This window comes from Bradyrhizobium sp. AUGA SZCCT0176 (genome assembly GCF_018130145.1).
GTDB lineage: Bacteria > Pseudomonadota > Alphaproteobacteria > Rhizobiales > Xanthobacteraceae > Bradyrhizobium.
Map to the genome: position 1 here is coordinate 400806 of NZ_JAFCMB010000005.1, position 21651 is coordinate 422456.

The window sequence follows — 21651 nt, forward strand, 5'->3', positions numbered from 1 at the left end:
TCGAACAGCCCGGCCCTATTGCTCTCGTCCCGGGCTTGCGGAACAATGCCGCCAGCGATGGAGGAAGAGATGGGGGCAGCGTTCGCCGTAGCGCTTAACGTGCCGTGCTGAAGATCGTCTTGCTTGGCACGTTCGTGAGCGCCGGCTGTGTTGTGGCGGCCTTTGCACAATCCGGCAATGCCGGCGGCACCATCGGCAATGATGAAAAGGCGCTCTCGGGCACCAGGCAGGAATTGCAGTCGAGCGGACCGGACCGAGACAGCAATACGTGCGTCGTCGCCGATCCGACCGGAACGCCGCTCAACATCCGGACATCACCGAACGGAAAAATCGTCGGCAAGATCGCCAACGGCGAGCGCATTCGGATTTCGGACCAGACAACCGAAAACGGAAAGCAGTGGGCCTATATTTCGAATGCCGCTTCCCGGCCGATCGGTTGGGTGTTTCGAAAATTCCTTGTGTGCAGATGAATTGCTCTGGTCGCGAGTTGCCACAATTCTGCGCCCACAACCAAAAAGGCGCGGCGGGATTCCTCCCGCCGCGCCCCAACTCTTGAACTCGCTGGTCCAGGGCTGAGAGCGCCCCGTTGCCAGGCCTCTAAGTGCGAGAGCCTAGCGGGCGATCCCAGCGAGGTGACAGCGCTTGGTAAGAGACACTGGATCACCTCCTTTCGTTGTTTGTGGAAATAAGAGTATAGGCAGCGAATCTGTCGCTGTTAAGGGGCGGACCGGCACGGATTTTGGCCGGAACCGGGCCAGTTTGCCGGGCGGCCGGGCGTCGTTTGGCGGTTTCCCGGCGGTTTCCCTGCGGGTTCCGGGGTGGTTGAGGCCGCCCGCATGGCGTGTTAGTTGATCGCCCAACGCGGGTGTAGCTCAATGGTAGAGCAGCAGCCTTCCAAGCTGAATACGAGGGTTCGATTCCCTTCACCCGCTCCATTTCATTTCCCGCCGTGAAGAAACCGATACCAGGCATGGCGTCAGCCGGGAGCGAGCAACCGTTAGCTGACGAGCAATCCTTGCTTGAACAGAGAACCAGGCGGCGGCAGGTCTGATGCGCATCATCTATTTTTGCCTGGGCTGGGTGATGGTCGCGCTCGGCGTGATCGGCCTTGTGATGCCGCTGATGCCGGGGGCGGTTTTTCTGATCGTGGCGGCGGCGTGTTTCGCGCGCTCCTCGCCGCGTTTCGAGGCCTGGCTGCTCGAGCATCCGACACTGGGCAAGCCGTTGCGCGATTGGCGCGCCGCTGGAGTTATCCCGCGCACCGCCAAAATCATGGCTTGCGCGGGGATGGCGCTCGGCTTCGCCGTGTTCTGCTATACCTTCGCGCCGTCAGTGCCGCTCGCGCTGGCCGTGGCGGCGGGTTTTTTGGCCTGCGCCGCGTACGTCGTATCGCGGCCTGGGATGGCCGATCAGGATACGTCCGCCTAAACTACCAAATTCGGTGTCACGGCAGAGAGTCAAACCGAACTCTCCCAGCGCTTGTAGATGGTACGGCAGCAGCCTCCCAAGCTGAACACGGAGGTCCGACTCCTCCTAACCTGTTCCTGCAGGGCCGTTTCCAACAGGATGTTCTGCATTGACATGCAATTATAAGATGCAGACAATACTTGGATTTGGGGAAGCGAATGATTACGCGAATTGTCTTAGGGGTTTTGGTTGCTATTGCGTCAACGTCGACTTTGAGGAGCGAGGTAGTCACGGCGAGTCGGAACGGCGAGCCGCCGAGCGATCTGATTGCTCTCGGTTCGAATACTTTGGCGGTCGTGGACCACGTCAACGCAAAGATTTTCTTCGTGACTCCGTCCGGAGATGAGCTGGGTCAGCGAAGTTTTCCACGCGACTTTCGGGTTGATCGTCATCTTTATCTAAACGATCAGGTCCTCCTGAGCGACACCGCAACAACTCGAGCCCTCTCGATCAAGCGCGGCGATGTGCAAGCGGCCTCTCTCCCGGATATCAAAGTTCTCCCGACCCATCCGCAAGATGTACGTCAGCGGGCAATTCGGCGCACGCATCGACGCATTGGAATTCAGGTGCCGAACCTCGCTAAGGAACTGGACGTTAGAGCCGTCACGAGCGGATATCTCGCGTCCGCCCTCTACCTGGGACAGGATGAAAAGGGGCGCTCCTACACGCTGGCACGAGAGCTGCAACTCGCGACTACTCAGGACATGGCGGATGGCAAGACCGTTCTTTACGACGGCAAGCCAATTACGCGCAATACAATCAAGATTACCGTAATGGTGGGACGTCATGACGCCGAAGGTCAGCGTACTGAAGTTGCAAAAATTCCGATCAACGTAGCGTACAAGCTGGCGTTTGGGCGCTACGTTGCTGTGGCGCCCGATGGCAAAGTGTATGCGATGCTCTTGAAATCATCTGGCCTAGGACTACTCGAGGCGAAGTTCACAAAGGAGACACAGCAAAAGAAAAACAGGAAACCCATTGCTGCAGGTGCGGCAACGGCGGCGGCGGCTGACCTGTTGGCTGCTGCCATTCCGATCGTATCGTTAAGGAGCCTTGCGGAACTATCCGCCGACTCTGCAGATGAAAAGGATACTCCTGGTCAGGAGGCGGACTCGGGCCGCGCTGTCAACACGACGATCGCCGCCATGAAAAAGGAAGCAACTAAATGGCTCAAGTTCTCGTGGACACCGCAAGCTTCTAATCTTGCCGACGGAAATTTTGAGAACTGCAAAAGTAATATCAACGCGCCTTTTGAGCTGCCGCATCAGTTCAAGGTTGCTGTGGTCGGCACGCCTATACCCTATGTTCCTTACAACTGGGGTGGGAAAGTCTCCCTCAATCAGATTAAGCATGAACTCGAAAGGGGCTACCGTGCTGGCAACATATGCAGCAAACCCCGGCTCTCCGAACAAAGAGGTCACCGCCGCGTACGCCCAGGATTTGAACAGGTGTCTCGCTGAAGGACCGTGACCGCCGCCACGAGCACAGTGGCGTCCGCATGCCAGTCCTGATCCGGCTAGCCTTGTGCAGCCGGCCGTCTCGCACGATGCTCACGGGCTCCGCAGCGCCTCATCAGGAAACCCACATGCCCGTCGACGTCAAAACCGCCACCGACCGCCTCATGCGCTTCCTCGCTGTCGAGGGCGTGACCGGAAAGGAGGCCGCGATCGGACGCGAGCTCAGCGCGGCGCTGCAGGAAAGCGGCGTGCCAGCGAGCGCGATCCGCCTCGACGACGCCAACACCCGCATTCCCGTGCCGACGGAGACCGGCAATCTCATTGTCGATCTGCCCGGCCGCGGCGCGATGCATAACCAGCCGCGGATCATGTTCATGACCCACATGGACACCGTGCCGCTGTGCGCCGGCGCCAAACCAAAACTGGCGGGGCGCAAGATCGTCAATGACGCGAAGACCGCGCTCGGCGGCGACAACCGCGCCGGCTGCGGCGTTCTCGTCACGCTGGCGGCCGAACTTGCGAAACAGAAGCTCGATCATCCGCCGATCACGCTGCTGTTCTGCGTGCGCGAGGAGAGCGGGCTTTACGGGGCGCGCCACGTCAAGACCGACGAACTCGGCTCGCCGGTCATGGCCTTCAACTACGACGGCGGCTCCGCCTCCAATGTCACGATCGGGGCCGTCGGTGCGGATCGCTGGCAGGTCGAGATTTTCGGCCGCGCCTCGCACGCCGGCGTCGCACCCGAGCGCGGGATCAGTTCGACCATGATTTTGGCACTCGCGCTCGCCGACGTGAAGGCCGGCGGCTGGTTCGGCAAGGTGGTGAAGCGCAAGCTGCAGGGCACCAGCAATGTCGGCCCCGTCACCGGCGGCGAGGGAAGGCCGGCCGGCGACGCCACCAATGTCGTCACCGATTATGTGCATGTACGCGGCGAAAGCCGCAGCCATGACAGCAAGTTCTTCAAGGAGATCACCAAGGCCTACAAGGCGGCGTTCGAGAAGGCCGCCAAGAACGTCAAGAACAGCGACGGCAAGTCGGGCCGCGTCAAGTTCAAGGCAGAGACCGACTATTATCCGTTCCGCATGAAAGAGAGCCTGCCCGTGGTCAAGCGCGCGATCGAGGCCGTGTCCGGCATCGGCGCAACACCTTCCATCCGCGCCGCCAATGGCGGGCTGGATGCCAACTGGATGGTCCGCCACGGCGTTCCGACGGTGACCTTCGGCGCGGGTCAGAACGAGCCGCACACGATCGACGAGTGGATCAATCTCGACGAGTACGACAAGGCGTGCGCGCTGGCGGTCCAGCTCGCGACGATGCGGTGAGTGTGTGCCAAAAATATCCGGGCGAGCTGTGCATAAGCCTGCGCGGGGCCTCATTCGCCTGGAACCAGGCTCCCGAGCGCCGGCGGCGATGCACGCCGATGCTTTCGGCGCGAAAGATACAGCAACAAGCCGGTGACCACGAATAACGGCATCAGGGCCGCGGCCAGCATGAACACGAGCTTGCCCGGCCATCCTCCGAAGATGCTGCCGCGGTGGATATCGAACATTCTTACCAGGATTTTTTCGCCGGCCGACTTGTCCGCGTAGAGCTCCGACGAAACCAGCCGGCCCGTGACGGCATCGATGCGGAATTCGTCGCGCGCGCCATCCTGGGACGCATCGGGCGCCCGGGAGCGAATCCGCACGACCGTCCCCGCGCCGGCCGGCAGCGTCAGCAGGGCCGTCGTGAAGCGGCCGTCCCGTTCATGCAGGAAGGTCGACCAGACGCGGTCGAGCGCAATCGGGGCGGTGTCGGTCGCGGCCGTGCCCTTTGGCGATTTCGGCTGCATCTTCGGCTGCGTCTTCGCTTGCATCGATGCTGCGGCGACCGGGGGGCGCGACAACAGCCAGGTCGCGCCGTCCTTGAACCAGTCGAACGAATACCAGAGGCCACTGAGCCCCATCACCAGATAGGCCACCAGCACCCAGGTGCCGACGACGGAGTGCAGCGAGCGGTGAAAGCCGCGGCCGCGCAATGCCAGATTTGGCTTCAGCCATATTTTCATGCTGCCGGCGCGGCGCGGCCATCGCAGCACGATGCCGGAGATCAGGAGCACGATCAGGCCGATCGTGACCGCGCCGTTGATGGGCCGGCCATAGCCATTGCCGTCGCCGGGCAACAGCAGCCAGCGATGCAGTTTGCGCAACGTGGCGAAAAAGTCCTCGCCGCGCGGCGAGCCGAGCAGGCGGCCGTCATAGGGGTCGACATGAACCGAGGACGGCCGCGAGCCGCCTTCGTTGCGGGCAAAGCGGATGCGCACCGCCGCCGACGGATCACTCGTCATCGTCACGGCCGAGACCTTGCCTAAATCCTGGGCGGCCTGCAGCCGCGCGACCAGCGCATCCGGCGTCAGCATCGGCGTGGAGCGGGCCTCGACCCGCATGATGCCGGCATTGAGGCTGGCGCCGATCTCGTCCTCGAAGCTCATCATCGCGCCTGACATCCCGACCACGGCCACCACCAGCGAGATCGCAAGACCAATGACGGAATGGACCTGCAACAACGCGGGCTTGATCGAGTATGTGCTCATGGCGGAAAAAAACATGGATGGAACAAACATGTCGCGGGGATTGGCGCCGGAATCGGCAGGGCTCGTCGCATTCGCCGCCTGTTCAAAACAGCGTTGCCGAACAATACCGAAGAGATGTCCGCCCCGCTACCCGGGGCGGACATACGTAGTTTGTAATCATTCTATGTTGCGCGCACGTGCCCGTAGAACACGCAACGCCTGTTGTCAGAACTTCACCGTCGCCGACAGCGATACCCGCCGCGCGTCGCCCATGGCGACGTTCAGATTGTTCACCGCGGAGGGATAGTAGACGTTGTCGAACAGGTTCTTGACGTTGAGTTGGTAGATGACGGGCAGGGTCTGGTATTTGGTCTCGTAAGTCGCGAACACGTCCGCGACGACATAGGAGGGCAGGACGAAGGTGTTCGCTGCGTCGCCGGGCCGGTCGCCGACATAATGCGCGCCGGCGCCGACCCGGAGCCGGCCGGGCAGGGCCGTGCCGAAGTCGTAGACCAGATAGAGCGAGGCCGTGTTCAGCGCCACGTTCTGCAGCGCCTTGCCGGTCAGGACCGGGTCCTCGGTTACCCGCGCGTCGGTATAGCCGTAGCTGCCGATCATGCTCCAGCTGTCGGTCAGCTTTCCGGTGACGTCTAGCTCGACGCCGCGCGACCGGACCTTGCCGGCGGTGCGAAACTCGGTCACGCCGGTGGCGCTGTTGAGCTGCGATACCAGCACGTTCTTCTTGTCGATGTCATAAAGCGCCAACGTGCCGGAGAGTCGTTTGTTGACGTCGAACTTGACGCCGGTCTCCCACGAAATGCCTTCTTCGGGCGCAATGTTGGAGCCGATCACCACACCACCGGTGAGGGGCGCAATCGTCGAAGTCGGCTTCAGCGACTGCGTATAGCTCGCATAGAGGGAGATCTCTTCGGTGAGTTTGAGGATCGCGCCTCCGAGCGGCAGCACCTTGTCGCCGCTGAGATTGGTGTTGGCGACGAAGGGGCGTCCACGCCCTGCCAGTTGTTCGAATTCCATGTAACGGATGCCGCCGACCAGCGCGAGCCGGTTGGTGACGTGAAGCGTGTCCTGGAAGAACAGCGCCCTTGTGCCGAGCTTGTCGGTCTGGTCGCTGTCGCTGGCCGAAACTGTCGTGCCCGGCTGCAGCAGGCCATAGACCGGGTTGTAGATGTTGAACACGTTGGGGGTGGCCTGCCGGATCAGGTCCTTGCGGTAGATCGTGCGATACTGGGCGTCGACACCAAACAGCACGTCGTTGCGCATGTCGCCGAGCCAGAACCCGCCCTGCAGGTAGGACGTGCCGTAACTGACGTTGCTGAGCGAACCTCGGGTGCCGTCATTGCTGCGGGTGATGATGCCGGTGACGGGATTGACCGCGGTGATGCGCAGCTGATTGGCGCTGAAGCTTTCGGTGTTGTAGCTGTAGGCCGCGTACAGCTTCCAGTCCTGGTTGATCCGGTGATCGATCGAGGCCTGCATCAGGTCGGACGTCCCCCACATGTTGTTGTAGGGCTCGTCGAGCCGGCGTGTCGCCGGTATCGCAAGCGGCTTGTTGGTGCGGGAGTCGAGCGCGGTGCCGCGGTCGAATGGAGAAAGGAAATCGCGGTGCTCGTAGTTGAGCTGGACCGTGGTGTTTTCGCCATACCAGGCCAGCGACGGCGCGATCAGCGTTTCGCGGCGATTGCCGAAATTGCGCCAGTAGTCCTCGTTGACGCCGTAGGCGATGAAACGATAGGCCAGACCGTCCTTGCCGATCGGGCCGGTGATATCGAAGGTCGCATCGGCGCCGTGTTTCGAACCAAAGGTCGAGCCCAGCACCGAAATCGAGCCGTGCTGGTAGAGTTCCGGACGCTTGCTGATGGTGTTGACGATGCCGCCGGGATCCATGATGCCGTACAGCAGCGAAGCCGGTCCTTTCAGCACCTCGACGCTTTCGACGGCGGGATTGAGGCTGCGGCCCTGAACCAGCGGCATGCCGTTGCGCATGATCGAGCCGTCGCGGTTGTCGCCGAAGCCTCGCCTGATGACGGCATCCTGGGTGCCGGCGAGCGTGTTGGTCTGGGTGATGCCGCTGATATTGATGAGTGCGTCGTCGAGATTGCGCGGCAGCTGATCCTTGATCACCTGCTCGGGTACGATATTGACTGATTGCGAGGTGTCGAGCGGGGAAGCGCCGGTGCGCAGCGTGGTCGAGCTCGGCATCGCGCGATAGCCGAGCTTGGCTTCATACTGCGCGGCTGCTGCAGCGGCGGCGCGCTCCGACGGCGTTGGCTCCGCAGGCGCAGCATTTCGATTTCGCTGGCGCGCTGCGGCAGCGTGAGTCCGCCGCGCGGATGTCCCCGTTGCGCGCGCGGGCTTGCTTCTTTGCGTCGGCGATTCCACCGTCACCGGCGGCAATGGAACGCTCGATTGCGCGCTGGCGACCGTCGTGGAAGCGGAGAAATCAGCCAGCAGGAATGCAGCGCCGATAAGCAGATGCGCACAGCTCTTTTCGGTTCGATTTCGATGGTCCTCCACGAGCCGGCAATCAGCGCTAACAGTCACTTCGATTCACTTCCATGTAGACAACATTTGCGATGGCTGCCTCTAGCAGCCGCCGCGAACAAAAAGAACTTTGCTGGAATTGAATCTCTCTAAGAACCGGCGGGCTTCAGGCCAATGTCTGCAAATCCATCACGGAATTTGTAAGCGGCAGTTGCAGAATAATCATGCGGGCAAGACCCTTCCAGCGCTGCGACACCATGTCGGGATGGCGCAGGAACTGGCGGCGGGACAATCCGTCGAAGAACGCTAGCGGATTTCGCAATCATTGGCGCTTCGGCGCCCGCAATTCCCGGCAGCGTGATCTGGCGCGTTGGGCCGGCGGACCTCAAGCCGTATGGCCGGGATCGAAATCCGATGGGGTCTTCTTCCTGCGCTGCGGGACCATTATTGCGGGATCCGGCTGTCCCGGTACCCCGCGCGGTCCGAGTTGCTCGCGCTGAATGTCGTCCTCCGATTGCCTCGGTCGGCCGTCATCGACTTGCCGACGAATTTTGATGCTCTCGTCGTAGATTTGCCGACTGGTTTTGGTTTCCGGCATGTGGGCACCCGTTTTCAGCTAGTTCGCAACTACGCATGGTCGCAAACCAAACCGATCCGAAATAACGTCCCTGATGGCGTTTCCGTTCCTATCGGACCAAAGACGATCGCTCCCGTCACACGATAAGCCGGCCGACCCGATCGGCCACGGTGATCTGCGCCTCGGTCCCCGAATTGAACTCCAGGCGGTCGGCTTCGATGCCGTCGCTGAAGATGACGCCGTTTTCCGGCATCAAAGAGCGGATGCTGAGCCGCTCGGATCCTGTCAGCTCGCCATAGACCAAATTGACCTGCGAGGTGCGGCTCGGAAACGGTTCGCGCACGGCGAAGCGCAATGCGTCGGAATCCCAGGCTTGCGCCGAATAGGACGCGGGCCCGGTCTGGCCGCCGAACGCGCCGGCGATGGCGAGCGAACCGGTGACGATGCTCTTGAACCACGCCGTCGAGCCGAGGCCGGTTGAGACGATCAGGCCGCTCGATGACTGCGTCTCCTTGTGATCGCCGGCCGCGATCTCATAGACCGCTGATGTGTGCGTGCGCGCGCCGATGAAGAGCTCGTTGACGGCATGGAGCACCTGACCGTTGGTCAGCGTGGCCCTGGCCATGGTCACCGCCTTGAAGCCGCGCTTATCAGTGGCGACCTCGCGCAGCAGGGCAGGGAGATCGTCCGGCACGAACGGCAGCAGGATGCCGTCGTAACGCCTTGCGTCCGGGTTGAGGCCGATCAGCGGGTGGCCGTCGAGATACTTCATGGTGTTGGCGACCACGCCGTCCTGGCCGAGCGCGACCACGATGTCGGCGGGGCCGAACAGGAAGTTGGGTAGAAAACTCCGGTCGATGATCTGGTAGCGGCCCCATTGCTCCAGCGTCTGCACGGTGCGGTGCCGCTCTGCCTGATAGACGTCGTGCTCGCGCTGATAGTCGGAGAAGTCGGCGCCGAGATGCTCGACATAGAATCTGGCTTGCGCGGCCGTTAGATACTTCGCGATCAGGTCTTCCAGCCGCGTCCTGCGGGTGACCAGCACCACCTTGCGGTCATTGGCGGCGGGCATGCGCGGTCTCCCTGGGCTTCTCCATCAGCGCGTTGAGCAATTCCGGCGAGACGTTCAACTGGCCGATCCGCTCGGCCTTTTCGGCGATCCCGCCGAACGCCTGCGCGATCAACTGGCCGGGCTGCATGCCGGCCGAAGCGAGCGCCTGGATCACCCTGGTGTCGACGCCCTCAAAAATCTTCATCAGCGCGCCGACGCGGTAGGCTTCGGCGTCCGCCAGCGTCCTGGTGTTTTCCGCGGTAAGCGCCACGAAATCCGCGCGCTTTCCTTCCAGCGTAATGTCCGCGACCATGCCGGCTTCGCGCAGTTCGTTCTGCTTGGCGACCACGCTGGCCTCGGCGTCCATCTGGGTTTCGCGGATCGCGCGCTTCTTCTGCTCGACGGCGATTTCAGTGTCGAGCTCGCTCTCGCGAATCGCGCGTTCCTGTTCCACCGCGAAATTGCGCCGTGCGAAGATGGCCTCGTCGGCGTTTCGCAAAATCGCCTCGCGCGCCTCCGCTTCGAGCGCCTTGGCGGTGTCGGGCGTCGGCTTGACGGCGCGGATCGATACGCCGAGGATTTCCAGCCCGAGCGAAGCGATGTCGGCGCGGCTCTTGAGTCCGGTTGCGATGATGTCGGCGATCCGGTCGGAGGCCTGCAGCGCTTCCTTGAGCGTCAGGTCCTTCACCACCTGTTGCGCCAGCACCTCGACGGTGCCGAGGATCCGCAGCGGCAGTCTCTCGGGGTCGTCGGACTCGTAATTCTTGCCGTCCTTCTTGAGCGTGAAATTGAGCATGGCTGCCGCCCGCTTGGGATCACTGACGCGATAGGTGACGTGGCCCTGGATGGTGACGGCCTGAAAGTCTCGGGCGATCTGCTCGAAGATGAAGGCGGCGTCGCGGCTGCCGATCGGCACCGCGACCAGCGAAGTGACCGGGGAGTAATAGAACCCCGAGAGGCCGGCGCCTTCCTGGGTCACGGCGCCGCCGCGGTATTTCATCAGATAGGTCGTCGGCTGTGCCTTGATGAACCGGATGCCGAACATGGCGTGTACTCCTTCTAGTTCGCGTTCGTAAGTGTGTCTGGGCAACTAAGTAAGTTGTACAGTACAACTAAGTATGCTATTGTCAAGCCCAACAGCAAAAGGGTTCATGGACACGGATTCGGGCATGGAACAGGGACGGGCGAAGAATTCCGGCAGTCCGGGCGGGTTGGATTTTCCGCGGCCGCTGACGACGGTCGATGTCGTCATCTTCGCCGTCCGGGACGATGCGCTCCAGGTCCTGCTGGTCCAGCGCCCGGCAAATGAGGGCGAGCCGTTTCCGGATTCCTGGGCATTGCCGGGCGGTTTCGTGGACATCGAGAAGGACCGCGACCTCGAGGCCTGTGCGGTCCGCAAGCTCAGGGAAAAGACCGGCATGGTCAGTCCCTATCTCGAACAATTGGGAAGCTGGGGAAGCTCGGGCCGCGATCCCCGTGGATGGTCGGCGACCCACGCCTATTTCGCGCTGATGCCCGATTTGCCCGCGAGCGGCCCTGGCGCCGCCGACGCGCGGTGGTTTGCCGTCGGTTCGGGCAAGCCAAGGATCAGGCTTGCCTTCGACCACGCCGATATTCTGGAGGCGGCGGTCCAGCGCCTGCGCAGCAAGGTCGAGTACACCTCGCTGCCGGCCTATCTGATGCCGCCGGAGTTCACCCTGCCGGATCTGCAGCGGGTCTACGAGATCGTGCTCGACCGGCCGCTGGAAAAGAGCGCGTTCCGCACCCGGATGCTGGCGGCGGACCTGATCGAGCCGGTGGCCAAAATGCGCAAGGGGCCGAACCGACCGGCCCAGCTTTACCGGCTGAAGAAGGCGAGATCCCCGGTGTTTTTTGCGCGGACGTTCAACGCGCCGGGCTGAGGCGTTTCGGCGCGCCACAAGCCACAGGCGGATACCTGCATGCCGCGAATGCAGGGCTCATGGCCGCAAAATAGTGTATCGGCTGGGCATCGCGCGCCGGGGGGACATTCCGGCGCCACCAAATCAAAAGTTTCGGAGGAAGTTTCATGTCGGCTCTGCCACTCGAAGGCATCAAAATTCTCGACCTGACGCGGGTGCTGGCGGGGCCCTTGTCGGCGCAGATGCTGGGCGATCTCGGCGCCGAGGTGATCAAGATCGAGCGTCCCGGCGGCGGCGACGATGCGCGCGCTTTCGGCCCGCCATACCTGCAGGACCCCGAAGGCAAGGCCAACAACAACAACTCGTTCTATCTGTGCGCCAACCGCAACAAGAAGTCGGTCACCGTCAACATCGCCTCGCCGGAAGGCCAGGACATCATCCGCGAGCTCGCAAAATCCTGCGACGTGATGATGGAGAATTACAAGGTCGGCGACCTCAAGCGCTACCGGCTGGATTATGAATCGATCAAGGCGATCAACCCCGGCATCATCTATTGCTCGGTGACCGGTTTCGGCCAGACCGGGCCTTACGCGCCGCGCGCCGGCTACGACGCCATCCTGCAGGCGATGGGCGGCCTGATGAGCGTCACCGGTCATATCGACGGCGAGCCCGGCGAGGGGCCGATGAAGGTCGGCCCGTCGATCGTCGACTACATGACCGGCATGAACACCTCGATCGGGATTCTCTCGGCGCTGTTTCACCGCAAGGTCAATGGCGGGGAGGGGCAGCATGTCGACGTCTGCCTGTTCGACACCGTGATCGCCTCGCTGTCGCATTGGTTGCAGATCTATCTCGTCAACGGCGTGACGCCGCCGCGGCGCGGCACCTGGGGCAATGGCGGCATGCCGGCCGGCGTGTTCCGCGCCACCGATGGCGAATTGATGCTGGTGGTCGGAAATGACGGCCAGTTCGCGCGCACCTGCGCCGTGCTCGGGGCGCCCGAGCTTGCGACCGATTCAAGATTTCTCAAGAACAACGACCGCGTCGTGCACGGCAAGGAGATCATGGCGATCTTCGCCGGACTGTTCCTGAAGAAGCCGGTGGCGTACTGGCTGGACGAGCTGGAGAAGGCCGGCGTGCCCTCCGGTCCGATCAACAATTTCGAGCAGGTGTTTTCCGATCCCCACGTCCAGTCGCGCGGTATGCGGGTCAAGGTCGAGCATCCCTTCGAGCCCGAACTGTCGCTGATCCGCAATGCCATCTCGTTCTCCGGCACGCCGGTAAAGGACTATCGCGCGCCGCCGCTGCTCGGCGCGCACACCAGGGAAGTGCTGGCGACGATCGGTTATGACGACGCCAGGGTCGAGGCGCTGAAGGCGCAGAAGATCGTGTAGGCGAAACAGCGACATTTCGATCAACTTCGAAGCATGATCGCGGCGGAGGACGTTAGTCTTGCGCCGTCGATCCGCCAATCGAAGGTGCCGCCATGAAACGAGAAGCCCTCCGCGTCGAACCGATCTCGTCTTTTCTCGAGAGGTGGGGTGCGCCTCCGGCATCGCCGGTCACGCGCGCCGGCAACATGATCTTTGTCTCGGGCCTGCCGCCGTTCGATCCCCAGACCGGCGAAATCCTCAGCGTTCCGATCGAGCGCCAGACCGAACTGGTTCTCGAGCAGATGAAACGCTGTCTGGAGGCCGCGGGCGCATCGCTGGACAATGTGATGAAGTGCAACATCTACTGCACCTCAGCCAGGCACTTTGCGGCCGTCAATTCGGTCTACCGGCGCTACTTTCCACAGGACCCGCCGGCCCGCATCTTCGTCTGCATCCCGGAATGGACCGGGCCGTTCGACATCGAGATCGACTGCGTGGCGATGATGTGAACAGCCGGTCTTACCAGGCAAGCGACAGCCGGGACCATGTTCTGGCGAAGATTCTGCCGCCGAAGAAAAACAAAACCGCTGCGAGCGCAAACGATCCACCCAGGTAGAAGGGGTAGAAGAAGATCAAGACGTTCCATGCTTCGACGAGGCGCGTCAAACCCGGAAACAGGCTTTCCACCGCAACGGCCGCAATGAAGATGCCCAATGCCAGCATCACCGAGCTGGCGAATCCGGCGCCAACCCGCTGCACCGCTCGTCCTGCGCTCATGTTGCGGAAGTTCGTTGTGATCCCGACGGCCCAGAGCATCATGAGGCCGAGAAACACAAAAGCGGCCGCGATTCCGGGAGGACCGATCGTGTTGTCGTGGCCATGCCCAGCGAGCCTTGCAGCGAGGGCGACGATGGCCAGGGCGGTTGTGGCGAAAAGGGAGAAAGCCAAACCGCGAACGACCAAACCGGACGCTCTTTCTTGTCCTGTCGCATCGGCCGGGCTGCCAACGAAGCTCAGCACCCATCCCCAGGCCAGACCGACCGGCACCGACAGAAGGCTTGAGCAATAAACGAGCAGCACACGGCCGCCCGTGACGCCGGAAAAGCCGCCTGTCGGCAGGTAAATATTAATCAAGACGACGAAATGGGTCAGCAAGGCAGTTACGAGCGCAACGATCGCTGCAACAAGGGAAACGAGCAGCTTCTTTACGTCGCCGTCCCGCCGGTAACGCCGGCGCGCAGTTACGGCCACGGCCCCGCCAAGCAAAGCGCCGGCCAACAAGGCGATCATCCCTACTGCGATTTCCAACATGCTTGCCGCCGAAAACTTCGCTGCGTCGCACGCGATCATGTGCAGGCAAGCTGAAGATTTGGTTCACGGCGGCTCGTTGAAATGCTCAGGTTCACGAGATGCGGTTTGCGCACCTCAAGCGGATAAGGAAGCGCGAATGGACGCGCGCCCGCTCACAGATCCTGCCGGGTCAGCCGGCCATAGGGCGGCGCCATGGACCGGGCCGGCGCTTTCTTTGCGGGCTCGCCGCCCGTCAGCGCCATCACCGACACCGCGACCACGCGTTCGACGATCGCATTCACGTCGTTGAGGTCGCATTGGCCTTCCGACAGTTTTGTGAGCCGCTCCTTTTCGCGGATCGTGTGGTGCGACATCGCGAGCGCAAAATGCAGACCCCAATAGAGCTCGGCATCGCCGCGGCCGGGCAGGGAGCGGCGCATCGCGGCGACGAATTTCCGCAAATGATCGACCTCGCGATTCTTGATGCGGCGGATCGGCGGCACTGACTCGATCGAGGCGCGGATCATGAAGCGCGCCGCGGTCGAGCCTTCGCGGTCAGGGCCGAGGCAGCCGCGCAAGGTGGGGCCGACCAGCGCGTGCATGATGGCCTCGATCGAGGCGCGGCCGCCGCCGGCTTCCTCGGCCGCCTTCAATTCGTTGAGCCGCTCGCGGTTGGTGGCGAGGCTGCGGGTCACGAACAATTCCGCGATCAACTCGTCCTTCGATCCGAAATGATAATTCACCGCGGCGAGATTGACGTTCGCCTCGGCAACGATGTCGCGCAGCGTCACGTCGCCAAAACCGCGATCGGCATAGAGCCGTTCGGCGGCGGCGAGAATGGCGGAGCGGGTATGATCGGACGCCATATCTGGTCCCCTGTTGGGGAGTTGCATTTCAAACGTGTGTATGAAACTATCGTTTGAAGGGCCGGAAATGTCAATCCGCCTCCATCGAAGCCAGCAAATCTCTTGCGGCGCACGAGGGGCGGGCAGACAGTGCCGCCAAAGGTTTCAAAAGCCAGCAAATATCTTCAGAAGGGAGCGTCCCATGGACTTCAATATGTCAGAACGCCAGACCGAATGGCTCAACCGCGTTCGTTCGTTCATGAAAACGCATGTTCGGCCCGCGGTGCCGATCTACGACAAGCAGGATGCGGAGGGACCGCGCTGGAAGGTCATTCCGATCCTCGAGGATCTGAAGAAGAAGGCCAAGGCCGAAGGCCTTTGGAACATGTTCATGCCGCCGAACGCGCATGAGGATGACGAATTCCGCGGCGCGGGATTGACCAACCTCGAATATGCGTTGCTGTCGGAAGAGATGGGCCGCATCTCCTGGGCTTCGGAAGTGTTCAATTGTTCCGCCCCGGATACCGGTAACATGGAAGTGTTTATCCGCTACGGCACCAAGGAGCAAAAGCGGAAGTGGCTGCGGCCGCTGATGGACGGTGAAATCCGTTCCGCCTTCCTGATGACCGAGCCCGCGGTGGCGTCGTCGGACGCGACCAACATCGAAACGCGCATCGCAAAGGATGGCGACCACTACGTCATCAACGGCCGCAAATGGTGGTCGTCAGGCGTCGGCGACCCCCGCTGCAAGATCGCGATCCTGATGGGCAAGACCGATCCGAACGCGGCGAAACACCAGGCACAGTCGCAGATCCTGGTTCCGCTCGATACCCCCGGCATCAAGGTGGAGAAAATGCTTCCGGTGTTCGGTTATGACGATGCGCCGCACGGCCACGCCCAGGTGCTGCTGGAAAACGTTCGCGTGCCCAAGGAAAACATCCTGCTCGGTGAGGGCCGTGGCTTCGAGATCGCGCAGGGCCGTCTTGGTCCGGGCCGCATCCATCACTGCATGCGCACCATCGGCAAGGCCGAAGAGGCGCTTGAGAAGATGGTGAAGCGGCTGGCCTCGCGCACCGCGTTCGGCAAGAAGATCATCGAGCACTCGGTGTGGGAACAGCGTATCGGCGAAGCGCGCGCCGACATCGAGATGAATCGCCTGCTGTGCCTCAAGGCTGCCGACATGATGGACAAGGTCGGCAACAAGACTGCACAGGCTGAGATCGCAATGATCAAGGTCACCGCGCCCAACATGGCGTTGAAGATCATCGACAATGCCATCCAGGCCTATGGCGGCGGCGGTGTCTCCGACGAAGCCGGCCTGGCGAAGGATTATGCCCATATCCGTACGCTCCGCCTGGCTGACGGTCCGGACGAGGTGCACAATCGCGCCATTGCCAGACTTGAACTTCGGAAGTATGCAAACACGTCGCACTAATTAACGGGAACGCTTCAGATGGCGCTCTCCAAAGGAAACTAAGAAATCTCAAGGGAGCGTCATTGTGGCGGACGGCGTCAGGAAAGACGAAGAGTTTTCAGGCACCAAGGAAGTCGAGGAGCGTCATCGTATCGATGAAAAGCGCCTTGATGCGTGGATGCGCGAAAACGTTGAAGGCTATCAGGGACCACTGACCGTCCTGCAGTTCAAGGGCGGCCAGTCCAACCCGACTTACCGGCTCAATACGCCGGAACGATCCTATGTGATGCGCCGCAGGCCGTTCGGCAAATTGCTGCCGTCGGCGCATGCGGTGGATCGCGAATTCCGCGTGATCGCCGCGCTGAGCAAGCAGGGTTTTCCGGTTGCAAAGGCCTATGCGCTCTGCACCGACGACGGCGTGATTGGTTCGGCCTTCTATATCATGTCGATGGAAGAGGGGCGGGTGCTGTGGGATCCCACGCTGCCGACTCAGACCCCGGGCGATCGCTACAAGATTTTCACCAGCAAGATCGAGACGCTGGCGAAGCTGCATCTGTTTGACCCGCAGGCCATCGGCCTCGGCGATTTCGGCAAGCCCGGCAATTATTTTGCGCGGCAGGTCGATCGCTGGACCAAGCAATACCGTGCGTCCGAAACCCAGCACATTCCGGAATTCGAAAAGCTCGCGGAATGGCTGCCGAAGACGGTGCCGGAGCAGAAGCGCGTTTCGATCGTCCACGGCGACTACCGCCTCGACAATATGATCTTCCATTCCACCGAACCGCGCGTGCAGGCGGTGCTGGACTGGGAATTGTCGACGCTCGGCGATCCCATGGCCGACTTCACATACCTGTTGATGCAATGGACCATGCCGGGCCTCGCCAACGCCGATCTGAAGGCGCTGAACATCCCGAGCATGGAAGAGGCCGCGCAGATCTACTGCAACGTGACAGGTACCGAGGTCCCCGACCTGAACTGGTATTTCTCCTACAATCTGTTCCGCCTTGCGGGCATCACGCAGGGTATTGCGGGCCGGATCCGTGACGGCACCGCGGCCAACGCCAAGGCCATCGAGTCGGCGAAGCGCACGGTGCCGCTGTCGCAGGCCTCCTGGGAATACGCGCAGAAGGCCGGCGCGAAATAATTTGCAACATGGCGCGGTCCATCCGGATCGCGCCATGTTTCATTCATTGCATCCGTAGGGTGGGCAAAGGCGCGTTGGCGCCGTGCCCACCATCTCTCCAGATCGTTGTTGCTAATGGTGGGCACGCTGTCGCTTTGCCCACCCTACGATCCACGATTCGCTGGAATCCATCTTGGCTCTCTCCCCAAATATCCGCGGCAGCCTGATCATGGCCACCGCCATGGCGGCCTTCACGATCAACGACTCCATCACCAAGGCGGTGTCGGCGGAAATCAATTTCGGCCAGGTGATGCTGGTGCGTGGCCTGTTCGCGATCGTGCTGGTCGCAGCGCTCGCATTCCATCAGCGCGCGTTGCGCCCCTTGCGCGCGGTCGCGACCAAGCCGGTCGCGCTGCGCGTCGTCGGCGAGGTCGGCGGCACGATCTCGTTCATGGCGGCGCTCACGCATCTGCCGCTGGCCAATACTTCGGCGATCTTTCAGGCCTTGCCGCTCGCCATCACGCTCGGCGCGGCGCTGGTGTTTCGCGAGCCGGTCGGCTGGCGGCGCTGGCTGGCGATCGCGGCCGGTTTTGTCGGCATGCTCATCATCGTGCGACCGGGAATTGCCGGCTTCAACCAGTTTTCGCTGCTGGCGCTGGTCTCGGTGGCGTTCTGCGCCCTGCGCGACCTCTCCACCAAGAAAATACCCGCGCAAATCCCCTCGCTTTTCATCACGCTGTTGATGACGGTGACGGTGACATCGGCCGGCGCGGTGATCCTGTTTCCGCTCGGCGGCTGGACGCCGCCGTCCAATCATGCGCTGGGCATGCTGGCGCTGGCGGCGGTGCTGGTGCTGATCGGCTATCAATGCATGATCGTGGCGCTGCGGTCGGGCGATATCTCGGCGGTGGCGCCGTTCCGCTATTCGGCGCTGCTGTGGGCCATGCTGCTCGGCTATTTCATGTTTGGCGACAAGCCCGACGGCATGATGCTGCTCGGCGCAGCGATCATCGTCTCGTCCGGGCTCTACGCCTTCTACCGCGAACGGATCCGCGCCCGGCCGGTGGCGGCCACTACGTCAGGCATCCCGCCCGACGGACTATGAGCGTCACGTTGTTTGATGGAGCCGATCGCAGCGCCGGGCAGTTGACAGGCAACCCCGCGATCATATCTCCGGCGCAACAGGAGATCTGGCCATGGTCCAACAACTTCGCATCTATGAAATCTTCGAAAAGAACAAGGCCGCGTTCCATGACCGTTTTCGCGATCACGCGGCGCGTATCATGCGTACCAGATACGGCTTTCGGATTGTCGCGATGTGGGAAACCAAATTCAGTGACAGGACCGAATTTGCCTATCTGTTGGAATGGCCCGATGAGGCGACCAAGACCGCGGCTTGGTCGGCCTTCATGGCCGACGCCGAATGGTCGGAAATCAAGCGTGTGACGCACGCAGAGCACGGTCTGATGGTCGGGCAGATCGAGGATCGCTGGCTGGTGCCGGTGGATTATTCGCCGGCGAAAGGAAGTTTGCTGCCGGCTTCCTGACACGCGCTACTGCGCTCATCGTCATTCCCCGATGCGCAGTTGCGCATCGGGGAATGACGGCGGATGGATTGCTCGCGCTGCGACAAATTAACCCGACGGGCAAAATTCCGCTTTCCTCGTCGGGCAAATCAGCTGTTTGAATTGTCGCGTCCCGCCCGACAAGAGGGGCGTGCGCACGTCACGAACGCGCGGCGGGATGCGGTGGACGCTGGTTCACGTCTGACGACGGCGTGTATTTAGCGTACGGCAAAACCGTGTGGTCCTGGCGCCCGTTGCAGGCGTCAAGCTGTCGGAGAAGCGCAAGCGGGAACGGCGGCGACGGAGTCAACCAAGAACTCGTCTCCGGGGAGAGCGCGGCATAAGCCGTAAAGCCATTGCGCAGGGAAGGCCGGGTGTTCACCGCTGCCCTGTATGCTCGTGTGCAGCCTACTTAGTGCAAACCGCACACGGGACCGCGGGTGCAGCGCGCACCCGGTCTTCCCTGCGCCCTCTTGATGAGAGGGCAAGGATTTCTGGCAAAGCTCGGGCTTATCAAGCCGCGAGATCGCAAAAGTGCGTTTGGATAATGGTGCAGCGACAAACACAGCCGTCGTCCCGGCCTTGAGCCGGGACCCATAACCACAGGAAGAAATTTTGCGAAAGGTCTCTGCTACCGAGCCTTCATCGAGAGATCACGCGGTATGGGTCCCGGCGTTCGCCGGGACGACGCGTTGATGGAGCGCAGATCGCTGCGCCTAAACCGGCTTCCCCGTATACGGCATCGAGGCCGTCAGGCCGCCGTCGACCGGGATCGCCTGGCCGTTGACGTAGGACGCATCATCACTCGCAAGGAACAGTCCCATCGCGGCGAGTTCATGCGGCTGGCCGGCGCGCTTCAGCGGATTGAGCTGGCCGATCTTGTCTTGGGTGCCGCGCTGTTTGGCGTTGTCGAAGATCGGCTTGGTCATGCCGGTTTCGATCAGGCCCGGGCACACTGCGTTGATGCGCACGCCGGTGCCGGACAGCGAATAGGCGGTCGTTTGCACCAAACTGATCACGCCGGCCTTGCTCGCGCCATAGGGATGTCCGCTGGCGCCGGCCTTGAGACCTGCGACGGAAGCGGTGCAGACGATCGAGCCCGACTTCTGCTGGATCATGTGCGGCATCGAATGCTTGATTGCGAGGAACGGTCCGATCAGGTTGATGCGCAGCACTTCCTGCCAGTGCTCCACCGTCTGTTCGGGAATCGGAACCAGCCCGCCGCTGACGCCGGCATTGGCCCAGATCGCATCGAGCTTGCCGTATTTCGACACCGCCTTGTCGATGAAGGCCTTCACGTCGGCTTCCGATCCCGCATCCGCCATCACGGCTTCGACAATGCCGCCGGCGTCACTGACGAGCTTTGCGGTTTCCTTCACCGCTTCGCTGCGATCGACCGCAATCAGCTTTGCGCCTTCCCTGGTGAACAACAAGGAGGCTGCGCGTCCGATCCCGCTGCCTGCGCCGGTGATGATGACGGATTTGCCTTCGAGGCGGCCCATGAGTTTCTCCCTGGTGTGGATGTGGTTATAGCGTTTTCAAGCGAAGTGGCTACCGGTTCGCGTGCAGAAAACGCGTCAGACATAGATACGCTTGCCGCCTTGCGGAATTTCAAACAAGATTTCAAACGCTGAAGTCACTTGAGACGTTGCGTGCTCTGACGTACAGCGACAGTGAACACTATTGAAGGGTGCCAGCGATGTCCAATACCGACAAATCAGTAGCTGCTCCGAAGGCAGGAGTGGTTACCACACGCTGGTGGTGGGTGCGGCATGCGCCGGTCCGCGAGGATGGCGGCTGCATCTACGGGCAAAAGGATCTGGGCTGCGACACCAGCGATCGCGTGGTGTTCGACGCGGTCGGAAAAATCCTGCCGCGGGGCGCGGTCTGGTATTCAAGCAATTTGAAGCGCACGCATCAGACCGCGGATGCGATCTGGGCCGCCGGATTTCCGAGGCCCGCCGACATGCCGCACATAAAGGACTTTGCCGAACAGCACCTCGGCGAATGGCAGGGCATGAATCGCGCAGCGTTTCTGGCCAGCCGTCCCGCCGGCAGCCATTGGTTCGCGGCGATCGACGAACCCGCGCCCGGCGGCGAAAGTTTCATGGATCTCTACAACCGTGTCTGCGGCGCGATCGAGCGCATCACCAGGGAGCATGCCGGCAAGGACGTGATCGCCGTGACCCATGGCGGAACGATCAAGGCCGCGGTCGGTCTTGCGCTCGGCGGCTTGCCGGAAAAGGGCCTCGCCTTCGACATCGATAATTGCTCGGTGACGCGGCTCGATCACGTCGCAAGCGAGAACCATTCGATCTGGCGGCTGCCGATGGTCAACCAGCAGCCGTGGATTGCGGACGCCTCGCACAATGCGATGCATCAGCCGGCCGGACCGGAGATCGTGCCGCCTGCGACGAAGCTTGCCTGAGCCGTCATTCCGGGGCACGCGAAGCGTGAACCTCAGATGCGCAATTGCGCATCGGGGAATCGAGATTCCGGGTTCGATGCTTCGCATCGCCCCGGAACGACGTTAAGTTTTAACGAGAACCGGCGGAC

20 protein-coding genes and 1 tRNA gene are annotated in these 21651 nt (G+C 62.0%); 13 read left to right on the top strand and 8 right to left on the bottom strand.

Annotation, left to right across the window (positions count from 1 at the left end; translation table 11 throughout):
• Positions 1-119 precede the first annotated feature (119 nt).
• The 5 genes from JQ600_RS15725 (at position 120) to JQ600_RS15745 (ending at position 4246) form a co-directional block, all read left to right on the top strand.
• On the top strand, positions 120-470 hold the full coding sequence (locus JQ600_RS15725; RefSeq protein WP_212385449.1) for an SH3 domain-containing protein: 351 nt from the start codon (positions 120-122) through the stop codon (positions 468-470).
• A 391-nt stretch (positions 471-861) separates the two neighbouring features.
• A tRNA-Gly gene (locus tag JQ600_RS15730) sits at positions 862-935 on the top strand.
• 115 nt (positions 936-1050) lie between these two features.
• Positions 1051-1428 carry a YbaN family protein gene (locus JQ600_RS15735; protein ID WP_212385447.1) on the top strand — a complete coding sequence of 126 codons (378 nt, stop codon included), beginning with the start codon at positions 1051-1053 and terminating at the stop codon, positions 1426-1428.
• A 197-nt stretch (positions 1429-1625) separates the two neighbouring features.
• Positions 1626-2927 carry a hypothetical protein gene (locus tag JQ600_RS15740; RefSeq protein ID WP_212489976.1) on the top strand — a complete coding sequence of 434 codons (1302 nt, stop codon included), beginning with the start codon at positions 1626-1628 and terminating at the stop codon, positions 2925-2927.
• Between the two features lie 125 nt (positions 2928-3052).
• A complete protein-coding gene (locus tag JQ600_RS15745) occupies positions 3053-4246 on the top strand; it encodes a M20/M25/M40 family metallo-hydrolase (protein ID WP_212385443.1) in 1194 nt (397 codons plus the stop codon).
• 50 nt (positions 4247-4296) lie between these two features.
• Here the strand turns inward: JQ600_RS15745 and JQ600_RS15750 are convergent, their stop codons facing one another.
• From JQ600_RS15750 to JQ600_RS15770, 5 genes are all read right to left on the bottom strand, one after another.
• Positions 4297-5496 (bottom strand): PepSY domain-containing protein, encoded by a 1200-nt coding sequence (locus JQ600_RS15750; RefSeq protein WP_212385441.1) that lies wholly within the window; start codon positions 5494-5496, stop codon positions 4297-4299.
• A gap of 204 nt (positions 5497-5700) precedes the next feature.
• The gene (locus JQ600_RS15755; protein WP_312010842.1) at positions 5701-8037 is read right to left on the bottom strand and encodes a TonB-dependent siderophore receptor; all 2337 of its coding nucleotides are present in this window, start codon (positions 8035-8037) and stop codon (positions 5701-5703) included.
• A gap of 106 nt (positions 8038-8143) precedes the next feature.
• Positions 8144-8299 (bottom strand): hypothetical protein, encoded by a 156-nt coding sequence (locus tag JQ600_RS15760; protein ID WP_212385439.1) that lies wholly within the window; start codon positions 8297-8299, stop codon positions 8144-8146.
• Positions 8300-8690: 391 nt separating this feature from the next.
• A complete protein-coding gene (locus JQ600_RS15765) occupies positions 8691-9626 on the bottom strand; it encodes a sugar kinase (protein ID WP_212385437.1) in 936 nt (311 codons plus the stop codon).
• A complete protein-coding gene (locus JQ600_RS15770; RefSeq protein ID WP_212385430.1) occupies positions 9610-10650 on the bottom strand; it encodes an SPFH domain-containing protein in 1041 nt (346 codons plus the stop codon). Before JQ600_RS15770 ends, JQ600_RS15765 begins: the two co-directional genes overlap by 17 nt.
• Positions 10651-10756: 106 nt before the next feature.
• Here JQ600_RS15770 and JQ600_RS15775 point away from each other — a divergent pair, with 106 nt between their 5' ends.
• The 3 genes from JQ600_RS15775 (at position 10757) to JQ600_RS15785 (ending at position 13367) form a co-directional block, all read left to right on the top strand.
• A complete protein-coding gene (locus JQ600_RS15775) occupies positions 10757-11506 on the top strand; it encodes an NrtR DNA-binding winged helix domain-containing protein (protein WP_249135902.1) in 750 nt (249 codons plus the stop codon).
• Between the two features lie 146 nt (positions 11507-11652).
• Positions 11653-12879 carry a CaiB/BaiF CoA-transferase family protein gene (locus tag JQ600_RS15780; protein WP_212385428.1) on the top strand — a complete coding sequence of 409 codons (1227 nt, stop codon included), beginning with the start codon at positions 11653-11655 and terminating at the stop codon, positions 12877-12879.
• Between the two features lie 92 nt (positions 12880-12971).
• Positions 12972-13367 (top strand): RidA family protein, encoded by a 396-nt coding sequence (locus JQ600_RS15785; RefSeq protein ID WP_212264403.1) that lies wholly within the window; start codon positions 12972-12974, stop codon positions 13365-13367.
• A 10-nt stretch (positions 13368-13377) separates the two neighbouring features.
• Here JQ600_RS15785 and JQ600_RS15790 read toward each other — a convergent pair whose 3' ends face one another.
• Positions 13378-14169, bottom strand: coding sequence for a hypothetical protein (locus tag JQ600_RS15790; protein ID WP_212385426.1), 792 nt, complete (start codon positions 14167-14169; stop codon positions 13378-13380).
• A gap of 152 nt (positions 14170-14321) precedes the next feature.
• Complete coding sequence (locus JQ600_RS15795) at positions 14322-15014, bottom strand: TetR/AcrR family transcriptional regulator (RefSeq protein WP_212264401.1); 693 nt, start codon at positions 15012-15014, stop codon at positions 14322-14324.
• Between the two features lie 181 nt (positions 15015-15195).
• Here JQ600_RS15795 and JQ600_RS15800 point away from each other — a divergent pair, with 181 nt between their 5' ends.
• The 4 genes from JQ600_RS15800 to JQ600_RS15815 all read left to right on the top strand — a co-directional run bounded on the left by JQ600_RS15800 (position 15196) and on the right by JQ600_RS15815 (position 19077).
• Positions 15196-16428 carry an acyl-CoA dehydrogenase family protein gene (locus tag JQ600_RS15800; protein WP_212385424.1) on the top strand — a complete coding sequence of 411 codons (1233 nt, stop codon included), beginning with the start codon at positions 15196-15198 and terminating at the stop codon, positions 16426-16428.
• Positions 16429-16492: 64 nt separating this feature from the next.
• Positions 16493-17551, top strand: a complete 1059-nt coding sequence (locus tag JQ600_RS15805; protein ID WP_212385422.1) for a phosphotransferase family protein — start codon at positions 16493-16495, stop codon at positions 17549-17551.
• Positions 17552-17723: 172 nt separating this feature from the next.
• Positions 17724-18635 (top strand): DMT family transporter, encoded by a 912-nt coding sequence (locus JQ600_RS15810; RefSeq protein WP_212385421.1) that lies wholly within the window; start codon positions 17724-17726, stop codon positions 18633-18635.
• Between the two features lie 91 nt (positions 18636-18726).
• A complete protein-coding gene (locus JQ600_RS15815; RefSeq protein WP_212385419.1) occupies positions 18727-19077 on the top strand; it encodes an NIPSNAP family protein in 351 nt (116 codons plus the stop codon).
• Positions 19078-19811: 734 nt separating this feature from the next.
• On the opposite strand, the gene JQ600_RS15820 is transcribed toward JQ600_RS15815, so the two are convergent.
• Positions 19812-20597, bottom strand: a complete 786-nt coding sequence (locus JQ600_RS15820; protein ID WP_212391690.1) for an SDR family NAD(P)-dependent oxidoreductase — start codon at positions 20595-20597, stop codon at positions 19812-19814.
• Between the two features lie 197 nt (positions 20598-20794).
• Between JQ600_RS15820 and JQ600_RS15825 the strand changes: the two genes are divergently transcribed.
• On the top strand, positions 20795-21523 hold the full coding sequence (locus JQ600_RS15825; protein ID WP_212391691.1) for a histidine phosphatase family protein: 729 nt from the start codon (positions 20795-20797) through the stop codon (positions 21521-21523).
• The last annotated feature ends 128 nt before the right edge of the window (positions 21524-21651 follow it).